Consider the following 18,952-nt stretch of genomic DNA (forward strand, 5'->3'; position numbering starts at 1 on the left):
AGATACCATGCACGCACTGGACATCATTCAGGAAGAACACCGCAACCTCTGGCGCATCGCCACCACCATGGACTGGGTGGCCGGCGAATTGCAGGCGGGCGAACAGGTCGACGAAGGCTTTTTCCACGCCCTGTTCGACTACATCCAGGAATTCATGGATGGCTGCCATCACGCCAAGGAGGATCAATACCTGTTTCTGGCGATGCGGCGGCGCGCTCCGGAGGCCGCCACCCCCATTCTGGATGCGCTGGAAAAGGAACATCGCCAGGGCCCCGCCAGCCTGCAGAATCTGCGTCTTTTCCTGGGACGCGAGGGCCGCCTGGCGGATCAGCCCGAGTTCATCGAGGGGCTGCGCCGCTACGCGAGCATGCTGAAGCAGCACATCCGGACCGAGGAAAAAGACGCCTTCCCGCTGGCTCGCGAGGTGCTTCGGTCCGAGGACTGGGCCGGCATCGCGGCGGCTTTCTCGGATCATCATGATCCTCTGTTCGGTGAACAGGCGCGAGCCGAATACCGCGAGCTCTACCACCGCATCGTGTCGCTGGCGCCGGATGCGATCGGTCTGGGGGGCAGCCAGGCCGGGGGCTTCCGGCATCTGGGCCCCACGACGCCGCGCAAGCCCAGGCCGCTGCTCGAAGTCCAGGACCTCGAATCCTGTTACGGGCGCATTCAGGCGCTCAAGGGCATCAGCCTCGAGGTGTTCAAGGGCGAGCTCGTGGCCCTGGTCGGTGCGAATGGTGCCGGCAAGACCACGTTCCTGCGCACGCTGTCCGGGATTCAGCCCATGAGCGCCGGCCAGATCCGGTTCGAGGGGAAGGATCTGTCCCGGGTGCGCGCGGACCGGCGCGTACGGGCCGGGATCTGTCACAGCCCTGAAGGCCGCCAGGTGTTCGGGCCCCTGTCGATCGAGGACAACCTGCGCCTGGGCGCCTACCTGCGGCCCGCCGGTCGGGTGGGCGAGGATCTGGAACGGGTCTACGAGATGTTCCCCGTGCTGCGTGAAAAGCGCCATCTGCCCGCCGGGACGCTGTCCGGAGGACAGCAGCAGATGCTGGCCATCAGCCGGGCGCTGATGGGGCGGCCGCGCCTGCTGCTGCTCGACGAGCCTTCCATGGGCCTGGCGCCCCTGCTGGTCGAAGAGGTCTTCAACGTCATCCGCACACTCAAGGCCCAGGGCATCACCATCCTGCTGGTCGAACAGAATGCCTTTGCCGCGCTGGGCATCGCCGACCGGGCCTACGTCCTGGAAACCGGCAGCATCGTGCTGTCGGGCACGGGTCAGGACATGATCCAGAACGAACAGGTGCGCGCCGCGTACCTGGGTATGTGAAACACCGAAGAGGAATCCATCATGAGCAAGAAATTCGCGTCCGTCGCCGACCTGGAGGAAAAGAAAACCACCTTTGCCCGCCTGTCCGAGCATTGCTGGTCCTATACCGCCGAGGGGGATCCGAACACCGGGGTCATCATCGGCGACGAGGCCGTCCTGATCTGCGATACGCTCGCCACCCCGGTGATGGCGCGGCGGCTGATCGCCGAAATTCGCAAGGTGACCGACAAGCCCATCAAGTACGCCGTGCTGTCTCATTACCATGCCGTGCGGGTGCTGGGCGCCGCAGCCTACCGTGACGAGGGGTTGCAGGAAATCATTGCCAGCCAGGGCACCTACGAGATGATCGTGGAGCGTGGCGCGCAGGACATGCAGTCCGAGTACGAGCGGTTCCCGCGCCTGTTCCAGGCCTTCGAGTCGATTCCGGGCCTGACCTGGCCGACGCTGGTCGTGCAGGACAGCATCAGCCTGTGGATGGGGGGCAACCTCGAAGTCCGCATCTTCCATCCCGGCGCGGGTCACACCCGGGGCGATACGGTGGTGTGGGTGCCCTCCGAGAAGGTCCTGTTTTCCGGGGATCTGGTCGAATGTGACGCCGCCTGCTATACCGGCGACGCGCAACTGGCCGACTGGCCCGCCACCCTGGATGCGCTCTCGGCCCTGGGCGCCGAAAAGCTGGTGCCTGGCCGCGGGCCGGCGCTGGACACCCCCGACAAGGTCGCTGCCGGCCTGGCCTATACCCGTGACTTCGTGTCCACGCTGTATTCATCGGCCTGCGAGGCGCACGCCAAAGGGATGGATCTGAAACAGGCCATGGCGCACATCCGCAGCCGCATGGACCCGAAATTCGCCCAGGTCTTCATCTACGAGCACTGCCTGCCGTTCGATGTGGTCAGGGCCATGGACGAGGCCAGCGGCATCCGTCATCCGCGCATCTGGACCGCCGAACGCGACAAGGAAATGTGGCACGGCCTGCAAGCGCAACAGTGAACACGCGGTGATTCGTGGCACGAGACCGCGACCCGTACCAGTCTGGAGGAGACACACATGCTCAGCACCTATCAGTACAAGAAGTTCGAATATCATCCGCCCAGCGAGCTGGGGTCGAACACGGCCGTCCGCCATCCGGTGGTGGTCGTGGGGGCCGGCCCGGCCGGCCTGGCCGTCGCCATCGATCTGGCCCAGCAGAACGTCCCTGTGCTGCTGCTCGACGATGACGACACCGTCTCGGTCGGCTCGCGCGGGGTCTGTTACGCCAAGCGGGCCCTGGAAGTGCTCGACCGCCTGGGGGTGGGGGATCCTTGCGTGGAAAAAGGCGTCAGCTGGAACGTGGGGCGGACTTTCTTTCGCGATGAGGAGGTCTACAGCTTCAACCTGCTGCCCCAGCCCGACCATCACCGGCCGGGCATGATCAACCTGCAGCAGTACTACCTCGAGGAATATCTGGTCAAACGGGCGCAGGCCCTGCCGTCGCTGGATCTGCGGTTCCGCAACAAGGTCGTGTCCGTGCGCCCGCAGGACGATGGCGTGGCATTGCAGGTCGAAACGCCGGATGGCAACTATCCGGTCGAAGCCGACTGGCTGATCGTGGCCGACGGCGCCGGCAGTCCCATCCGCCGGACGATGGGGCTGGAGGCCGAGGGCAAGGTGTTCATGGATCGGTTCCTGATCGCCGACGTGGTCATGAAGGCGGATTTTCCCGCCGAGCGCTGGTTCTGGTTCGATCCGCCCTTTCACCCGGGCCAGTCGGTGCTGTTGCATCATCAGGCCGACAACGTCTGGCGCATTGATTTCCAGCTTGGATGGGATGCCGATCCCGAAGAGGAAAAACGGCCGGAGCGGGTCATCCCGCGCATCAAGGCCATGCTGGGCGAGGAGCACGAGTTCGAACTCGAATGGGTCAGCGTCTACACCTTCCAGTGCCGGCGCATGAACAAATTCCGCCATGGCCGGGTGCTGTTCGTCGGTGATTCGGCGCACCAGGTTTCGCCGTTCGGCGCGCGCGGCGCCAATTCCGGCATCCAGGACACGGACAACCTGGCCTGGAAGCTGCGGCTGGTGATGGAGGGCAAGGCCCCCGACCGGCTGCTGGACACCTATTCCGATGAACGCACCTATGCCGCCGACGAGAACCTGCTGAACTCCACCCGTTCGACGGATTTCATCACCCCCAAGACCCAGACTTCGCGGGCTTTCCGCAATGCGGTGCTGGGGCTGGCGCGCCACTATCCGTTTGCCCGCGCGCTGGTCAACTCCGGCCGCCTCTCGGTGCCGGCCGTCCTGACGGATTCGGCCCTGAATACACCCGATGAGGCTGTGTTCGCCGGAGACATGGTGCCCGGCGCCGCGTGCGACGACAGTCCCATGCGGGCCCAGGTGGACCATTTCTGGCTGCTGGAGCGGCTGGGAGATCGCTTCCAGTTGCTGGTCTATGTGGACAAGCCGGGCGATGTGGCTCAGGCCGAAGCCTTGCAGACGCTGATGTCCGGCGCGCTGCCTGTGGACGTCATCCTGGTGACGCCGGCGGGCGGACGCTCGCCACACGGTTTCCGGGTGTTCGAAGACTATACCGGGCGTTTTGCCGAACGCTATGACGCCCGTTCAGGATCGGCCTGGCTGATCCGCCCCGACCAGCATGTCGCGGCCCGTTGGCGTACTGCGGACGCCAAGCGGATCCGCCAGGCGCTGGCCCGAGCCACCTGCAACCAGGAATGAATCTCATGGGACTGAATCTGAACCTGAATTTCGGCGAAGCCGGTCGCCATTACACGCGCGCCTACACCCCCGGTGATGACTTCTACGAGGCGCTGATCGAGATGCACCGGGATCTCAGCGACGAACAGAGCGCGCAGGTCAACGCCCGCCTGATCCTGTTGCTCGCCAATCACATCGGTGATCTGTCCGTGCTGCGCGAAGCCATGACCATCGCGCGTCAGGACCTTTGACCGGCGGGGTCAAGCGCGCGACGGCAGCATGCGGCGCAGCGTGTTGTCGCGGCTGATGTAATGGTGTTTCAGCGCGGCCAGGACATGCAGGCCGATCAGTGCGTAGCCGATGTTGGCGATCAACCTGTGCGCGTCCATGACGGACTTGGCCAGCGCCTTGTCCTCGCCGGTCAGCGCGGGCAGGGCGAAGCCCCAGACCTGTGGAGTGCCTCCCCGGGCGCTGATGGCGAACCAGGCCAGCAGCGGCAGGATGATCAGCAGGGTGTACAGCGCCACGTGCATGAGGCCGGCCGAGATCCGCTCCCATTTTGCCGGGGGCGGCACGATGTCGGGAATCCGGTTCAGCGGCCGCAAGCACAGGCGGGCCACGGTCAGCGCCAGGATCGTCAGGCCGCATGAGGCATGCAGCATCCGCGTCAGGGCGCGTTCGGGGCTGTCCTTGGGGAACAGGTCCTTGAATTCCATGGCGGCATAGACCACCACGATCAACAGCAGGGTGATCCAGTGCAGTGCGATGGCGGGACGGCTGTAACGGGCGGACATGGGCATAAAGCAGATCGGAGAAAAGAGGGGATGATGGAGGGGGCTCAGGCGCGGACCCAGCCCAGCCGGATCGGCCAGGCAAAGACGAGGCGGTAGACAGGTTCGATCAGGCGTCTGAGGGCCGGAATCAGGCTGCCGCGCAGCGGCAGGCCGAAGCCGGCGGCGACCAGGCCGGTCAGCAGGGCGCCGGCCATGTCCAGCGGAAAATGCACGCCCATGTAGATGCGCGCCCAGGCGACCGGCAGCGCGATCAGCGCCAGGATCCAGGCCGCCTTGCGCCTGACGGGGTGCAAGGCCAGCCCGGCGCAGATCGACCAGGCGAAGCTCAGGTGGTTGCTGGGGAATGAAGCGGTCGGCTTGTGGGGCATGTACAGATGGCCCAGGCCGATGACGAAGGGACGCGGGTGGAACCAGACCTTGGAAATCGCCCAGGACAGCAGCATGGCGATGGCCGCGCTCAGGGCGGCTTGCAGCAGGGCCTCTCGCCCGGGGGAATCCGACCGCAGCCAGCTCAGCGCCAGGTACAGGGGAAACAGGTAGATCAGCCCATTGGCCAGGAACCGGCCCAGCAGCAGGGCGGTGTCCGAGGGGTTGCTGGCGTTGATCCACAGGAACAAGGCGTTGTTCAAGGTTTCCATGCGATGGGATGAGAGGCGTGCCGGGGAGGGCAGCATAGCATCCGGGCGACCCGGAGATCGTATCCGGATGAAAAAACCGCGCCACCTTTGATCTGTCTCTATCGCCCGTGGTCATGCCGGGTTCCCGACCGCCACGCCTGCGCCGCTTCGATCGGACGGCGCGGGCGTGGCGACCGCTGTGGGCGGCGAGGCGTGGAGGCCGCCCCGTGTGGGACGGCCCCGTGCGGGGGGGCTCAGTGCGGGGCGGCCGAGCCGTGCCCGGTCCCATGGCCGATGGCATGGCCGGTGCCGGCCGCGAACACGGACTGCTGGTCGGAGTTCCCGGCGGTCAGGTGATTGAACATCAGGTTCAGGGTGATGGCCATGAGGGCCGTCGAACTGATGCCGGAGTGGAAGATCGTTGCGACCCAGGCGGGGAAGTGCGCGTAGAACGAGGGGGCCGCGATGGGGATCATGCCGAATCCGATGGAGGTGGCCACGATGACCAGGTTCATGTTGTTTTCGTAACTGACCCGGGCCAGGGTGCGGATGCCGCTGGCGGCCACGGTGCCGAACAGCACCAGGCCGGCGCCGCCCAGCACGGCCGTGGGGACGGCGGCGATGAAGCGGCCGATGACCGGCAGCAGTCCCAGGGTCAGCAGGATGAGGCCACTGGAGGCCACGACATAGCGGCTTTTCACCCCGGTCACGGCGACAAGCCCCACGTTCTGGGCGAAGGCGCTTTGCGTGAAGGAGCCGAAGACAGGCGCCACCGCGCTGGAGATCATGTCGGCGCGTAGCCCGTCGCCCAGGCGGCGCGAGTCGATCCGGGTATCGATGATGTCGCCGACCGCCAGGATATCGGCCGAGGTTTCCACCAGCACCACCAGGATGACGATGAACATGGAGATGATCGCGGCGGGGGGGAATTCGGGCCAGCCGAAATGGAACAGGGTCGGCAGGGCAAAGGCGGGACCGTGGGTCGCCTGAGAAAAATCGGTCATGCCCACGGCCCAGGCGATGAGTGTGCCCAACACCATCGCCAGCAGGATCGACAGGCGCGAGATCGTCGCGTTGCCGAGCTTGCTGAGCAACAGCACGATGAGCAGCGTGACGGCGGCCAGGCCGATATTGGCCATGCTGCCGAAACCGGCGGCCTTGGGGTTGCCGCCCATGGACCAATGGGCCGCCACGGGCATCAGCGACAGGCCGATGGTGGTGATCACCGATCCCGTCACCAGGGGCGGGAAAAAGTGGATGACCCGGGAAAAGACCGGCGTGATCAGCAGGCCGATCAGGGCTGCCGCCATGACGGCGCCGAAAACGGCGGGCAGGCTGCCGCCGGAGGTCAGGATGGCGACGATGGTCGCGACGCTGGCGAAAGAGACACCCTGGACCAGGGGGAGTTGACAGCCGAAGAACGGAATGCCCAGGGTCTGCAACAGGGTGGCCAGGCCTCCCATGAACAGACAGGAGGCGATCAGCACGCCGATCTCCGCGCCGCCCAGACCGGCGGCCTGGCCGACGATCAGCGGGACGGCGATGATGCCGCCATACATGGTAAGGACATGCTGGAATCCGTACATCAGGTTGGCCGTCAGGCCCAGGGCTTCGTCTTCGGGGCGCGGCGCTGCGGTGCGGGCGGATGTGTTCAAGAGAGTCTCCTTCCTCGTCATTTGTCATGGGTCGGGAGCCCGGCAGGTCGGGAAAGCGGGCAGATCCGGCGGGATGGCCCGCGGTCGAGGCCGAGGGGGCATGAGGATGATGACTTCATTGTGAGCCTGCGCCATGGATTCAGGACCATGGGCTTTTCATAGTGCCGATCTCGATGTGTTTATGATGAATTCTGTCCATTGGTGTTTTCTCTGATTCGGACGCCATGATGCGGGATGACGACAGCCGCTGGCTGTCCGGGCGGCGATTTCATTTAAAATTAAAACTTTTGCGAAACCGACGGAATCGGGATGGATGAAGTGCGGTCAGCGCCAATCGGCGACCCGTCTCCGAAGGCCGGGATGGATGCTGTGGAGATGGACATCGAGGAGGCGGGCGTTGCGGATTTTTTCGAGGCCACGCCCATGGCCTTGTGGCTCGAAGACTACAGCGCCCTGCATACGCAGTTTGCACGCTGGCGGGCCGCCGGTGTCGTGAATCTGCGGTCCTGGCTGCTCCAGGATCGCGACCGGCTGAGACACTGCGCGAGCCTGATCCGCATCCGGCGCGTCAACCGTCAGACGCTCACGCTGTTCGGCGCCCGCTCCCAGCAGGAACTGATGGGCCGGCTGGATGACGTGCTGCGTGACGACACATTCGAGGGGCTGGCCGGAGAGCTCGACCAGCTCTGGCTCGGTCACCGGGGATTCGAGAGCCAGACAGTGAATTATTCCCTGGCCGGGCGGCGCATGGACCTGTCCCTCAAGGGCGTGGTGCTCGCCGACGACCAGCATCCCTGGGATCGGGTGCTGGTGGCCATGGAGGACGTGACGCCGTTCCAGGAGGCCCGGCGCCAGGCCCAGGCCAGCGAGCGTGATGCGCGCGAATTTTTCCAGCAGGCGCCGGTTTCGCTCTGGGTCGAGGATTTCAGCGCCATCAAGCGCCTGTTCGATGAACTGCGTGAGCGGGGTATCAGCGACTTGCGCACATTCCTGGATGTGCATCCCGATTTCATCGACCGCTGCCTTCATGAAATCCGGGTCATCGATGTCAATGATTACACCCTGGAACTGTTCAAGGCGGAATCCCAGAGTCAGTTGATCTCGCGGATGGGCGATGTCTTTGGCGAGGAGTCGCGCGCCACTTTCGCCGAGCAGATGATCGATCTGTGGCATGGCCGGCTCTCCCACAAAAAAGAAGTCCGGAACCGCACGCTGGCGGGCGATGATCTGCACATTCATCTGCAACTCTCGGTGTTCCAGGGGCACGAAGAGCACTGGGGGCTGGTGCTGGTTTCCCTGACCGACATCACCGCGCGCAAGAGGGCCGAGGCCTATCTGGAGTACCTGGGCAAGCACGATGTGTTGACCCAGTTGAAGAACCGGACCTATTTTGTCGAGGAACTGGATCGTCTGCAGCGCAAGCGGATACCGCTGGTGTCCTTTGTCACCCTGGACCTGAACAACCTGAAGCAGGCCAATGACGAAGGCGGTCATGCAGTGGGCGATGACCTGTTGCGCCGCATGGGCGAGGTGCTGAACAAGGCGATCGACAGTCCCTGCCAGGCGGCCCGGATCGGCGGAGACGAGTTCGTGATCGTCCTGCCCGGCTACGACGGGGTCGCGGCGCGCAAGGTCCGCGCCAACATCCATACCCTGATCAAACTGAACAACCAGTATTACGGCGGCATCCCGCTGAGCGTTTCGGCAGGCCAGGCCACCTGCCGCGATCCCGCCGCGCTGGAATCGGCGCTGCGGAAGGCCGACAAGGCGCTGTACGAAGACAAGCGCCGTTATTACACCACCCACGACCGGCGTCACTGAGGCAGGGCCGCCGCCGGGGCGGGCGAGCCTGCGCGCCTCTGGATCAGCCTGTGTCCGGATCAGTCCGTACCCGGGTCAGGATCAGGCCCAGGCCACGCTCCGGGTCAGGCCGCGTGCGACAGCGGGCTGACCGTCACCAGACCGGGCTGGTTCGCGGCCTCGAGGATGCGGCGCACGCGATCCTGCCAGAGATGCGCGAAATCCTGCTTTTCGGTGGCGCTGGCCTGGCCGGCCAGGATTTTTTGCAGCAGCGGCATGGCGGCGGGCGAGCCCGGCACGCGCTGGGCGCTGTAAGAGACAGCGACGCGGTCGCCGGTATCGCGACGGGTGAAGACGATCTCTCCCGGGATATCGCCCTGGAAATGCATCAGGTTGCGCCGGTCGTGCTGGCCGGCCAGGCCCTTGAAGCCAGTATCGGTCGTCGCGCCGGTGAGCAGACCGACCACGTTGGCAATCACGCCGGTGACGCCGTTGGTGGCCTCGTCGGCGAAAGTGACGTCGATGTCGCCGCGTTGTGGGGGGCGATCGGGATACAGGGCCTTCAATGCATGCACCGTCATCAGCCAGGCGCCGGCCACGGTGGGGCATGAGTGGCCTGCCAGCCGGACGGCGTCCTCGTAGCTGTACTCGATCAGGCCGTTGTCGGATGCCCCCAGCAGTTCGGCCAGGGGATCGTGCAATGCGATGCGGGGGGCCAGGGCGAAGAATGCGGGAAATGCCATGGAATGTGCTCCGGGTAAATAGGAATCAACCTCAAAGTGTAGGCGGAATGCACCTCGAAACGGCGCTTAACCCTGGCCTGAGTCCGGTCGTTGATCCCTGCAGCCGCCGTTCCGGGCATCAAGGCCCTGGGGCGCATGGGGTGGCGGATGGCCGCAGGCGCAAGCCGGTGTAAGATGAACCGGACCCGTGAGCCGGCTGGATATGCTCCGGTGGCCCGGGCTTGAATTGACAGGAGAACACGGCATGACACATCCCAACAGTTTCGGCGCGTGCGCCACCCTGGATGTCGGGGACAAGTCCTATCGCATCTGGCGGCTCGACGCGCTCAAGGATCACGGACTCGATCCGGACCGCCTGCCCTACGGCCTGAAAATTCTGCTCGAGAATCTGCTGCGCACCGAGGATGGCGTCTCCGTGCGGGCCGACGAGATCCGCGCGCTCGCCGGATGGGATCCCGACGCCGAACCCAGCCGCGAAATCGCCTTCACCCCGGCACGGGTCGTCCTGCAGGATTTCACCGGGGTGCCGGCCGTGGTGGACCTGGCCGCCATGCGCGATGCCATGCGGGCCCTGGGCGGCAAGCCTGAGCGCATCAACCCGCTGGCGCCGGTGGAACTCGTCATCGATCACTCCGTGATCGTCGATGACTTCGGCCACAATCAATCGTTCCAGCGCAACCAGGCGATCGAATACCGGCGCAATGTCGAGCGCTACAAGTTCCTGCGCTGGGGGCAGACGGCTTTCGACAATTTCCGCGTCGTGCCGCCGGATACCGGCATCGTCCACCAGGTCAACCTGGAACATCTGGCTCGTGGCGTGTTCACGCGCCAGGCCGATGGGGTCACCGAAGCCTACCCCGATACCTGTGTGGGGACGGACTCGCACACGCCCATGGTCAACGGCCTGGGCGTTGTCGCCTGGGGCGTCGGCGGGATCGAGGCCGAGGCCGCCATGCTGGGCCAGCCCATCTCGATGCTGATTCCGCGCGTGGTCGGTTTCAAATTGTCCGGCGCGCTGCCCGAGGGCACCACCGCCACTGACCTGGTGCTGACCATCACCGACATGCTGCGCAAGCATGGCGTGGTGGGCAAATTCGTCGAGTTCTACGGTCCGGGCGTGGCTGCCGTGCCGTTGGCCAATCGCGCCACCATCGGCAACATGAGCCCGGAATACGGTTCCACCATCTCGATTTTCCCGATGGACGACGAAACGCTGGAATACCTGCGTTTCACCGGCCGCTCCGACGAACAGGTCGCCCTGGTCGAGGCCTATGCCAAGGCCCAGGGGCTGTGGCACGATCCCGCGCGCGAATCCCGGTATTCCGAGCGCCTGGAGCTCGATCTGGGCACTGTCGTGCCTTCGATTGCCGGACCCAAGCGGCCGCAGGACCGGATTGCGCTGACCGATGCCAGGCCCGCGCTGGCCAGGTCGCTGACCGCGCTGCCCAGCGCCCCCAAATCCAACCCGGCCGCCGTGCGCCTGGCCGATGGCAGCGAATTCCAGATCGATCATGGCGCCGTGGTCATTGCGGCCATCACTTCCTGCACCAACACCAGCAACCCGGCTGTCATGGTGGCGGCCGGCCTGCTGGCCAAAAAGGCCGTGGAACGCGGATTGCAACGCAAGCCCTGGGTCAAGACCAGTCTGGCGCCGGGCTCCCGGGTGGTCACCGACTACTACGAAAAAGCCGGACTGACGACCTATCTGGACCAGTTGGGATTCAACCTGGTCGGTTATGGCTGCACAACCTGTATCGGTAACTCGGGCCCCTTGATTCCCGAGGTCTCCGAGGCCGTGCGCGGCAACGACCTGGCGGTCGTGTCGGTGCTGTCGGGCAACCGCAACTTCGAGGGCCGCATTCACGCCGAGATCAAGCTCAATTACCTGATGTCGCCGCCGCTGGTGGTGGCCTACGCCCTGGCCGGCACCATGAACATCGACCTGCTCGACGATCCGCTGGGCCAGGATGCCCAGGGGCGGGATGTCCGCCTGCGCGACCTGTGGCCGTCGGCCGAGGAGGTCCAGGCGGTGATCCGGTCCTGCATTTCCTCGGACATGTACAAGCGCGGCTACGCGGGCGTCTTCGACGGCGGCGAACTCTGGCGCGACCTCGATACGCCCGAGGGCAGCCTGTTCCGCTGGGAGGACGATTCCACGTATGTGCGCAATCCGCCCTACTTCCAGGGCATGCCCCGCCAGCCGCGGTTGGTGGACGACATCCGGGGCGCGCGGGTCCTGGCGCTGCTGGGCGATTCCGTCACCACCGACCACATCAGTCCGGCCGGGTCGATTGGCAAGGACACCCCCGCCGGCCAGTATCTGCTCGCCCACGGGGTCGAACCCCAGGACTTCAACTCGCTGGGATCGCGGCGCGGCAATCACGAGGTCATGATCCGGGGCACCTTCGCCAACATCCGCCTGCGCAACCAGATCGCCCCGGGAACCGAGGGGGGCTGGACGCGCGACTTCACGCGCGACGGCGGACCGGTCGTCACGATCTTCGATGCCTCTCGGCACTACCTCGAGGCCGGGACGCCGCTGGTGATCCTGGCCGGCAAGGAATACGGCTCGGGCTCTTCGCGCGACTGGGCGGCCAAGGGCACGGTGCTGCTCGGCGTGCGCGCGGTGATCGCCGAATCCTATGAGCGCATCCATCGCTCCAACCTGATCGGCATGGGCGTGCTGCCGCTGCAATTCCCGGCGGGCCGGAATGCGGCCTCGCTCGGGCTCAAGGGGACGGAGACTTTCGAGATCACCGGAGTGGAGGCGTTCAATGGCGGCGCCACGCCCAAGACCGTCCATGTCCGGGCCGGCGACATCGAATTCGATGCCCTGGTGCGGATCGATACGCCGACCGAGGCCGCCTACTATCGTCATGGTGGCATCCTGCAATACGCCCTGCGGCAGTTGCTGGACTAGGGGCGGTTCGCGCGGATCGGTCCGGATTCGAGAGATCCGCGCGCCGTCCGGCGCATCCGGCCGCGCCGCCGCCTTGTCTACAATGCGGGTCTTTGGCCCGCATGTCTGCGGCGGGCGCTCTCCGGTCAACACATGACGACATCCCCTGACGCCTCGTGGGGCGCCCTGCTGCGGGGCCGAAACGGCCTGCGCTCTCTCGCCCTGGCGGGGGGCGTGGCGGTGCACGCGGTCAACGTATTCATCGCCACCACCATCCTGCCCTCGGTCGTTCAGGACATCGGCGGTCTGCCCTGGTATGCCTGGAACACCACCCTGTTCGTGGCGGCCTCGATCATGGGGTCTTCGTGCGCGCCGCTGGGCATCCGCTGGCATGGTCTGCGACGGACGTTCTTGCTGGCGCTGCTCATGTTCATGGCCGGGACCGTGGTCTGCGGACTGGCGCCCAGCATGCCCTGGTTGCTGATCGGACGGATGGGGCAGGGCCTGGGTGGCGGCATGCTGCTCAGCCTGAGCTATGCCACGGTGCCGCTGGTGTTCGACCCGGCGCTGTGGGCGCGGGCCATGGCGCTGATTTCAGGGATGTGGGGGGTGGCTACCCTGTCGGGACCGGCGATCGGCGGCCTGTTCGCCGAGTCGGGGCACTGGCGCTGGGCGTTCTGGGCGGTGCTGCCCGTGTGTGCGCTGCTGGGCGGATTGCTGGTGACCCAGCTGGGGCGCGAAGGCCGGGACCGCAGCGCCCGGTTGGAGGCACCCCTGCTGCGCATGGGGTTGCTGGTGGTCTCTGTGCTGGTCGTCTCTGCGTCGAGTCTGTACGCGTCCTGGAGCGTCCAGTTCGTGGGCGTGACGGTAGGTCTGCTGCTCGTTTTCTGGCTGGCGCGCATGGATGGCCGGGCACGCCAGCGCTTTCTGCCCGAAGGCGCCTGGTCGCTGCGTCACCCGCTGGGCCGTCGCTACGCCATGATCGGCCTGATGAGCATCGGCGTGACGACGGAAGTCTTCGTGCCCTATTTTCTTCAGATCCTGCACGGCCTGACCCCGCTGTACGCCGGTTATCTGTCCGCGCTGATGTCGGCCGGCTGGACCCTGGGCGCCCTGATCAGCTCGGGTCGCGAAGCGGTCAACATCGGCCGCCTGCTGGTGCTGGGGCCGGTCTTTTCGGCGGCCGCCCTGGCGGGACTGTATGTGTTCATGCCCGATCCGCAGGCGCCGCCAGCCTTGCTCGCCGCGCTGCTGCTGGGCGTGGGCGGCGGCGTCGGACTGTGCTGGCCGCACCTGCTGACCGGGGTGTTCCGGGCCGCGCCGCCGGATCAGCAGAACATTGCCTCGGCGGCGATTACGACCTTGCAGTTGTATGCGATCGCCTTGGGCGCCAGCGTGGCGGGCATGGTGGCCAACACGGCCGGTTTCACCGAACCGGGCGGCTGGCAGGGTGCGCGTCAGGCCGCCTGGGCGGTGTATGGCGTGTTCGCGTTTGCCCCGGCCCTGGCAATCCGCCTAGGATGGCGTGCCCGCGGCGACGGCGTTTGATGCGTCTGTGAGCAGGCCGGGGCGGCCCCGGCGGATTCCAGCCTTGTGCCGGCCTCGTGGTGGCTCATGTCGGTGCCGCGTCGGGCGGCGGGTGGGGCGGCGGATCGCGCGGGCGGCCCCGGTGTGTCGTCCCGGGCGGGTTCAGGCGGGGAATTTTTCGGGATCCGGGCCGATGCGGCCGTCGGCGCGATCCAGAGCGGCGATCCGGGCCATGGCAGCCTCGTCCAGATGCAGATTCCAGAGATTGAAATTTTCCTGGATCCGTGCGGGATTCGAGGATTTGGGGATCACCATGTGTTCCATCTGGATATGCCAGCGCAGGACGACCTGGGCCGGAGTGGCGCGCAACTGGTGCGCCAGTTCCAGAATGACCGGATCCTGGAGCACCTGGGTCCGGCCGAGCGGGCTCCAGGCCTCGGTCAGGATGCCGTGGTCTGCGTGATAGGCGCGCAGTTCGGCCTGCTGGAAATAGGGATGCAGTTCGATCTGGTTGACCACGGGCAGCACGCCGGTGCTGTCCAGCAGTCTTTGCAGGTGGCCCGTCTGGAAATTGCAGACGCCGATCGAGCGGGCGCGCCCCTCGTCGCGCAACTGGATCAGGGCTTCCCAGGTATCCAGGTAGCGCTTGCCTCTGGGCACCGGCCAATGGATCAGGTAGAGATCCACGTAGTCGAGTCCCAGCCGGTCGAGGCTTTCCTGGAAGGCGGACTTGGTACTATCGTGACCATGCCGGTCGTTCCAGACCTTGGTGGCCACGAACAGCGCTTCGCGCGGAATGCCGCACTGGGCAATGGCGCGGCCGACCTCGGCCTCGTTCTCGTAACTGGCGGCGGTGTCGATGGAGCGGTAGCCGGCTTCGACAGCGGCCTGGAGCGCCGGAATCACGGCCTCGCCGGTCAGTTGCCAGGTGCCCTGCCCCAGCTGGGGCGCGCGCCGGCCATCATGAAACGTGATATATGGTTGATTATTGGACATGAGGATCTCCGGTGGAGGCGGCAACTTGCCGTCACGGACTCGACCGGCCGGTGCATGGTCGGCCGGCATTAACAATTCTTTGGAGTCTGCCAAATGAGTGTACATAGTCAGGCGCAGCGCGTCACGGTGCCCCAACTCGTCTCTTGCAAGGGGACGCGCAAGATCGCCGCGCTGACCGCCTACATCGCGCCGATCGCCCGCATGCTGGACGAGGCGCTGGACATGCTGCTGGTCGGCGATTCCACCGCCATGGTCGGCTATGCGCTGCCCGATACGCTGTCGATCACGGTCGACACGATGGCTGCGCATGCGGCGGCGGTGGTCCGGGCCACCGAGCATGCCTGCGTGATCGTGGATATGCCATTCGGCAGCTACCAGCGCTCGCCTGAGCAGGCGTTCGCCAATGCTGCGTCCATGCTGGCCGCCAGCGGCGTGTCCGGCGTCAAGCTCGAGGGAGGGCAGCCGCTGGCCGAGACGACCCGGTTTCTGGTCGATCGCGGCGTTCCGGTGTTGGCCCATGTCGGGCTCATGCCCCAATACGTCCACACCATGGGCGGCTTCAAGGCGCAGGGCATGACCGATGCCGCCGCCCGGCGCATCATGGAAGACGCCCGGGCCCATGCGCAGGCGGGGGCTTTCGGCGTGGTGCTCGAGGGCATCAGCGAGCCGCTGGGGCGCGAGATCACGCAGGCGCTGTCGATTCCGACCATCGGTATCGGGGCCTCGCCCGCGTGCGATGGGCAGATTCTGGTGACCGAGGACATCCTGGGGCTGAGTGGCGACCGGATTCCAAAATTCGCCCAGCGTTTTGCCGATGCGGGACAGGTCATCCGCCAGGCGGCCCAGGACTATGCCCAATCCGTGCGGGAGGGCTCTTTTCCGACGCTGGCGCATTGTTTCGGCGTGAAGGCCGGCAAACCGTGATGCAGGCCGATTCATCACGCAGGACGGCATCGTGATCCCGTTTTCTCCGGAAATCCTGGCGGCGCTGGCCCTGGCCCTGCTGATCGGCGCCGTGGCGGGCGCCTGGCCCGCGCGACGGCGTCTGCTGGCGCAGGCGGCGGAGGCGGCCCGTCAGACCGAACGCGCCGATCAGTTGCGGGAGCGGATCGCACAACTCGACCTCGAGGCGGGCACGCTGACCCGGGCGCTGGAGGACTGGCGCGCCCGGGCCCAGGATGGCCGCCTGGAGCTGGCCCGGCTGCAAGCCGCTCACCAGGAAAAACTCGCTGCCTTCGAGGATCTGCGCCAGGCCTTCGAACAGGCGCGGACGTCCTTGCGGGTCGAGTTCCAGCAGTTGGCCGGACAGGTGCTGGAGGAAAAAAGTCAGGGCTTTTCCCGGACCAGCCAGGAGACGCTCGACAGCCTGCTGAAGCCGTTTCGTGAGCAGATCGAGGGGTTCCAGCGACGTGTCAACGAGGTTCACGACGCCTCGATGCGCGGGCAGGCTCAACTGGATACTGAAATCCGTCGTGTCCTTGATGTCGGCCTGAGAATGAGCGATGAGGCCGAGTCCCTGGCCACCGCACTGAAGGGTGACAAGAAGACCACGGGCAACTGGGGTGAGGTCCTGCTGGGGCGCAGCCTGCAACTGGCCGGGCTGATCGAGGGCGACCACTATCAGGCCCAGGCGGCGTTCCGGGACGAGGACGGCAACCGGCGGCAGCCGGATTTCGTCGTCCGGCTGCCCGATGGCAAGCACCTGATCATCGACAGCAAGGTCTCGCTGGTGGATTACGACCGGGCCGTGGCTGCGGTCACGCCCGAGGAACGCGAGGCCGCGCTGGCCGCGCATGTGCGCGCCGTGCGCCACCACATCGATGATCTGGCCCGCAAGGATTACAGCGGCCTGATCGGGGTGAAAAGTCCAGGTTTCGTGTTGATGTACCTGCCGATCGAGCCGGCCTACATCGAAGCCATGCGGCATGACCGCGAACTGTTCGATCATGGCTATCGTCACAACGTCGTCCTGGTGTCTCACACCACGTTGATGCCGGTGCTGCGCACGGTGGCGAACCTGTGGATGCTGGCGCGTGGCAACGAACAGGCCCGGGCGCTCGGCGATCAGGCCGGCGAACTGTACCGGCAGGTCGAGCGGGTGGCCGCCCGCCTGCAAAAACTGGGGCAGGCCCTGGGCGCGGCAGCCACGCACTACAACAGCACCGTCACTGCCGTGACAGGGCAGCAGGGTCTGTATGGTAAGGTGGGGCGCTTTGCCGAGCTGTCGGTCAAGGCCGGCCGGCCATTGCCGCCGCTCGAACCCCTGCATGCGGATTTCGAAGTCCGGCGACTGGACGGCGTTGCATCTGAGGACGGTCCGGTCCGGGATGCGGAGTCGCTCCCGGCGGCGCGGACCGGAATGCCGGATTCACCCTCGGAGCCATGACCCGTGAGGCGACACTCACAGATGCGCCAGAGCCTGTTCCGAGGCCTGTGTCAGCGCCTGTGCCCACGCGCTGGCAACGCCGCCCACGCCCGGGCGGGTGGACGAGATCGCGCGGATGGGAATCCTGTCCGCCTTTGCGCCGGAACTCGAGCCGTTGCGCGCCCGTTTGCAGGATCCGCGTGTCCACACCATCCAGGGGGTCGAGTTCACCACCGGCCGCCTCGAGGGCAAACCCGTCGCGCGCAGCTTGTCCGTCCGCATGCGAGGAGATGACGATGAATCCGCCTGCATCCGCCGATGACTCACCCTGCCCGGCGCCACCCGACGACATCGGGCTGGAGGCCTTGTTTGATCGCGCTGTCGTGGCGTCCACACTGTACGCGGCCGGGCAGCCGGACCGCGATGTCGGTCTGTTGGATCTGGGGACCGCCGCGCAGGCGGCCGGTCTGCTCTGGGTTGGCCTGAAAGCGCCGGACGAGGCGCTGGTGCGTGACGTGGGCCGTCGGCTGGGCGTGCCTGGCCGCGCCATCGAGGAAATCATTTCTCCGCACAGGCGGCCGAAGATCATCGAGTACGACCAGCTGACGCTGGTGGTCGTGGTGACGGTCGAAATCGTCCAGGATCGTCCTGGCTTTGGCGACACCCAGCTGCTGATCGGCCCCGGGTACCTGCTGACGATCCGCCGCCACGCGGAAGGCTCGTACCGGGATCTGCGCGAGCAGCTGACCGAGTCGCCGGAATTCCTCAGCCGGGGCAGCGATTATGTCGCCTCCACGCTGCTGGACCTGCTGGCGGACCGCTATATCGAAGCGCTCAACCACATGGAAGGCCGGGTCGAGAACGTCGAGCATCAGTTTCTGCTGCGGGGTTTCCGGGAAACGGACATCCGCCGCCTGTACCGCCTGCGGCGCGATCTGCTGCGCATGCAGACGGCCATCGCGCCGCTGGTGGAAATCTGCCGCCGGCTGGCCCGCCTGGACATGTGCAATATCGGTGCGGACAGCCGGGGGTATTTCAACGAGGATGCCGACCGGATCCAGCGGATCGTCGAATCCATTGCCGGTCTGCGCGAAGCGCTGGCGTTCGCTTTTGAGGCCAGCATGATGATCAGCCAGATGCAGCAGACCGACATCACCCGCAAACTGGCCGCCTGGGCGGCCATCCTGGCCGTGCCCACGGCGGTGGCGGGCATCTATGGCATGAATTTTCACGGCATGCCGGAACTGGACTGGGCCTACGGCTATCCGGCGATGCTGGCCGGGACCGGCACGGTCTGCGGCCTGCTGTACTGGAAATTCCGCCGGATCAAGTGGCTGTGAGCAAGGTGCGCGGGAGGTCCGCTCGCTGGCGAGCGTCCTCCCGCGCACGGCGCGCCGGTGTGTCCGGTCAGTGGAACAGCGCGCTGGCCTTGACCAGGGTTTCCCAGATGCCCACCGCCAGCGGGATGCCGACGTAGAGCCAGAACAGGATGACCAGGCCGGTCGGGGGGGTACGTGTCGTTTCAGGCATGG

17 protein-coding genes and 1 pseudogene are annotated in these 18,952 nt (G+C 66.0%); 12 read left to right on the top strand and 6 right to left on the bottom strand.

What is annotated here, in order from left to right; genetic code table 11:
* Window positions 1–7 precede the first annotated feature (7 nt).
* The 5 genes and pseudogenes from ACK5JE_RS07330 to ACK5JE_RS07350 all read left to right on the top strand — a co-directional run.
* Window positions 8–406 (top strand): annotated as a pseudogene (locus ACK5JE_RS07330) (hemerythrin domain-containing protein); the annotation flags it as partial.
* Between the two features lie 222 nt (window positions 407–628).
* Complete coding sequence (locus ACK5JE_RS07335) at window positions 629–1,330, top strand: ABC transporter ATP-binding protein (RefSeq protein WP_416801081.1); 702 nt, start codon at window positions 629–631, stop codon at window positions 1,328–1,330.
* Between the two features lie 21 nt (window positions 1,331–1,351).
* Window positions 1,352–2,320, top strand: coding sequence for an MBL fold metallo-hydrolase (locus ACK5JE_RS07340; RefSeq protein WP_416801036.1), 969 nt, complete (start codon window positions 1,352–1,354; stop codon window positions 2,318–2,320).
* 57 nt (window positions 2,321–2,377) lie between these two features.
* Window positions 2,378–4,045 carry an FAD-dependent oxidoreductase gene (locus tag ACK5JE_RS07345; RefSeq protein WP_416801037.1) on the top strand — a complete coding sequence of 556 codons (1,668 nt, stop codon included), beginning with the start codon at window positions 2,378–2,380 and terminating at the stop codon, window positions 4,043–4,045.
* 5 nt (window positions 4,046–4,050) lie between these two features.
* Window positions 4,051–4,275 carry a DUF2783 domain-containing protein gene (locus ACK5JE_RS07350; protein WP_416801038.1) on the top strand — a complete coding sequence of 75 codons (225 nt, stop codon included), beginning with the start codon at window positions 4,051–4,053 and terminating at the stop codon, window positions 4,273–4,275.
* 9 nt (window positions 4,276–4,284) lie between these two features.
* On the opposite strand, the gene ACK5JE_RS07355 is transcribed toward ACK5JE_RS07350, so the two are convergent.
* The 3 genes from ACK5JE_RS07355 to ACK5JE_RS07365 all read right to left on the bottom strand — a co-directional run bounded on the left by ACK5JE_RS07355 (window position 4,285) and on the right by ACK5JE_RS07365 (window position 7,090).
* Window positions 4,285–4,824: a cytochrome b gene (locus ACK5JE_RS07355; protein ID WP_416801039.1), complete on the bottom strand. Its 540-nt coding sequence runs from the start codon at window positions 4,822–4,824 to the stop codon at window positions 4,285–4,287.
* 38 nt (window positions 4,825–4,862) lie between these two features.
* Window positions 4,863–5,456 carry a phosphatase PAP2 family protein gene (locus tag ACK5JE_RS07360; protein ID WP_416801040.1) on the bottom strand — a complete coding sequence of 198 codons (594 nt, stop codon included), beginning with the start codon at window positions 5,454–5,456 and terminating at the stop codon, window positions 4,863–4,865.
* Between the two features lie 233 nt (window positions 5,457–5,689).
* Window positions 5,690–7,090: a nucleobase:cation symporter-2 family protein gene (locus ACK5JE_RS07365; RefSeq protein ID WP_416801041.1), complete on the bottom strand. Its 1,401-nt coding sequence runs from the start codon at window positions 7,088–7,090 to the stop codon at window positions 5,690–5,692.
* A gap of 360 nt (window positions 7,091–7,450) precedes the next feature.
* Here ACK5JE_RS07365 and ACK5JE_RS07370 point away from each other — a divergent pair, with 360 nt between their 5' ends.
* Window positions 7,451–8,911: a diguanylate cyclase domain-containing protein gene (locus ACK5JE_RS07370; RefSeq protein ID WP_416801042.1), complete on the top strand. Its 1,461-nt coding sequence runs from the start codon at window positions 7,451–7,453 to the stop codon at window positions 8,909–8,911.
* A 104-nt stretch (window positions 8,912–9,015) separates the two neighbouring features.
* Here the strand turns inward: ACK5JE_RS07370 and ACK5JE_RS07375 are convergent, their stop codons facing one another.
* Window positions 9,016–9,633 carry an FmdE family protein gene (locus ACK5JE_RS07375; protein WP_416801043.1) on the bottom strand — a complete coding sequence of 206 codons (618 nt, stop codon included), beginning with the start codon at window positions 9,631–9,633 and terminating at the stop codon, window positions 9,016–9,018.
* Window positions 9,634–9,877: 244 nt separating this feature from the next.
* Here ACK5JE_RS07375 and acnA point away from each other — a divergent pair, with 244 nt between their 5' ends.
* Together acnA and ACK5JE_RS07385 are read left to right on the top strand one after the other, a co-directional pair.
* The gene (gene acnA / locus ACK5JE_RS07380; protein ID WP_416801044.1) at window positions 9,878–12,553 is read left to right on the top strand and encodes an aconitate hydratase AcnA; all 2,676 of its coding nucleotides are present in this window, start codon (window positions 9,878–9,880) and stop codon (window positions 12,551–12,553) included.
* Window positions 12,554–12,685: 132 nt separating this feature from the next.
* Entirely contained in the window at window positions 12,686–14,080 is a 1,395-nt protein-coding gene (locus tag ACK5JE_RS07385; protein ID WP_416801045.1) for an MFS transporter, read from the top strand.
* A 141-nt stretch (window positions 14,081–14,221) separates the two neighbouring features.
* On the opposite strand, the gene ACK5JE_RS07390 is transcribed toward ACK5JE_RS07385, so the two are convergent.
* Window positions 14,222–15,055: an aldo/keto reductase gene (locus ACK5JE_RS07390; protein ID WP_416801046.1), complete on the bottom strand. Its 834-nt coding sequence runs from the start codon at window positions 15,053–15,055 to the stop codon at window positions 14,222–14,224.
* 93 nt (window positions 15,056–15,148) lie between these two features.
* Between ACK5JE_RS07390 and panB the strand changes: the two genes are divergently transcribed.
* From panB to ACK5JE_RS07410, 4 genes are all read left to right on the top strand, one after another.
* Window positions 15,149–15,979, top strand: coding sequence for a 3-methyl-2-oxobutanoate hydroxymethyltransferase (panB, locus tag ACK5JE_RS07395; RefSeq protein WP_416801047.1), 831 nt, complete (start codon window positions 15,149–15,151; stop codon window positions 15,977–15,979).
* Between the two features lie 31 nt (window positions 15,980–16,010).
* Entirely contained in the window at window positions 16,011–17,441 is a 1,431-nt protein-coding gene (gene rmuC, locus ACK5JE_RS07400) for a DNA recombination protein RmuC (RefSeq protein WP_416801048.1), read from the top strand.
* A gap of 115 nt (window positions 17,442–17,556) precedes the next feature.
* A complete protein-coding gene (locus tag ACK5JE_RS07405; RefSeq protein ID WP_416801049.1) occupies window positions 17,557–17,742 on the top strand; it encodes a hypothetical protein in 186 nt (61 codons plus the stop codon).
* Window positions 17,717–18,760: a magnesium and cobalt transport protein CorA gene (locus tag ACK5JE_RS07410; protein WP_416801050.1), complete on the top strand. Its 1,044-nt coding sequence runs from the start codon at window positions 17,717–17,719 to the stop codon at window positions 18,758–18,760. The genes ACK5JE_RS07405 and ACK5JE_RS07410 overlap by 26 nt, the downstream gene beginning before the upstream one ends.
* Before the next feature lie 67 nt (window positions 18,761–18,827).
* Here the strand turns inward: ACK5JE_RS07410 and ACK5JE_RS07415 are convergent, their stop codons facing one another.
* Window positions 18,828–18,950, bottom strand: coding sequence for an MFS transporter small subunit (locus tag ACK5JE_RS07415; protein WP_416801051.1), 123 nt, complete (start codon window positions 18,948–18,950; stop codon window positions 18,828–18,830).
* Between the last annotated feature and the right edge of the window lie 2 nt (window positions 18,951–18,952).

Origin of the sequence: Castellaniella sp., assembly GCF_047971665.1 — a bacterium.
Lineage (GTDB): Bacteria > Pseudomonadota > Gammaproteobacteria > Burkholderiales > Burkholderiaceae_B > Castellaniella.

Excerpts from the sequence above, each read along its gene's own strand:
- ACK5JE_RS07340 (WP_416801036.1), top strand. The coding sequence starts at position 1,352 with ATGAGCAAGAAATTCGCGTCCGTCGCCGACCTGGAGGAAAAGAAAACC.
- acnA (WP_416801044.1), top strand. The coding sequence starts at position 9,878 with ATGACACATCCCAACAGTTTCGGCGCGTGCGCCACCCTGGATGTCGGG.
- ACK5JE_RS07370 (WP_416801042.1), top strand. The coding sequence starts at position 7,451 with ATGGATGCTGTGGAGATGGACATCGAGGAGGCGGGCGTTGCGGATTTT.
- ACK5JE_RS07385 (WP_416801045.1), top strand. The coding sequence starts at position 12,686 with ATGACGACATCCCCTGACGCCTCGTGGGGCGCCCTGCTGCGGGGCCGA.
- panB (WP_416801047.1), top strand. The coding sequence starts at position 15,149 with ATGAGTGTACATAGTCAGGCGCAGCGCGTCACGGTGCCCCAACTCGTC.
- ACK5JE_RS07355 (WP_416801039.1), bottom strand. The coding sequence starts at position 4,824 with ATGCCCATGTCCGCCCGTTACAGCCGTCCCGCCATCGCACTGCACTGG.
- ACK5JE_RS07350 (WP_416801038.1), top strand. The coding sequence starts at position 4,051 with ATGGGACTGAATCTGAACCTGAATTTCGGCGAAGCCGGTCGCCATTAC.
- ACK5JE_RS07375 (WP_416801043.1), bottom strand. The coding sequence starts at position 9,633 with ATGGCATTTCCCGCATTCTTCGCCCTGGCCCCCCGCATCGCATTGCAC.
- ACK5JE_RS07410 (WP_416801050.1), top strand. The coding sequence starts at position 17,717 with ATGAATCCGCCTGCATCCGCCGATGACTCACCCTGCCCGGCGCCACCC.
- ACK5JE_RS07345 (WP_416801037.1), top strand. The coding sequence starts at position 2,378 with ATGCTCAGCACCTATCAGTACAAGAAGTTCGAATATCATCCGCCCAGC.
- ACK5JE_RS07360 (WP_416801040.1), bottom strand. The coding sequence starts at position 5,456 with ATGGAAACCTTGAACAACGCCTTGTTCCTGTGGATCAACGCCAGCAAC.
- ACK5JE_RS07415 (WP_416801051.1), bottom strand. The coding sequence starts at position 18,950 with ATGCCTGAAACGACACGTACCCCCCCGACCGGCCTGGTCATCCTGTTC.
- ACK5JE_RS07390 (WP_416801046.1), bottom strand. The coding sequence starts at position 15,055 with ATGTCCAATAATCAACCATATATCACGTTTCATGATGGCCGGCGCGCG.
- ACK5JE_RS07405 (WP_416801049.1), top strand. The coding sequence starts at position 17,557 with ATGGGAATCCTGTCCGCCTTTGCGCCGGAACTCGAGCCGTTGCGCGCC.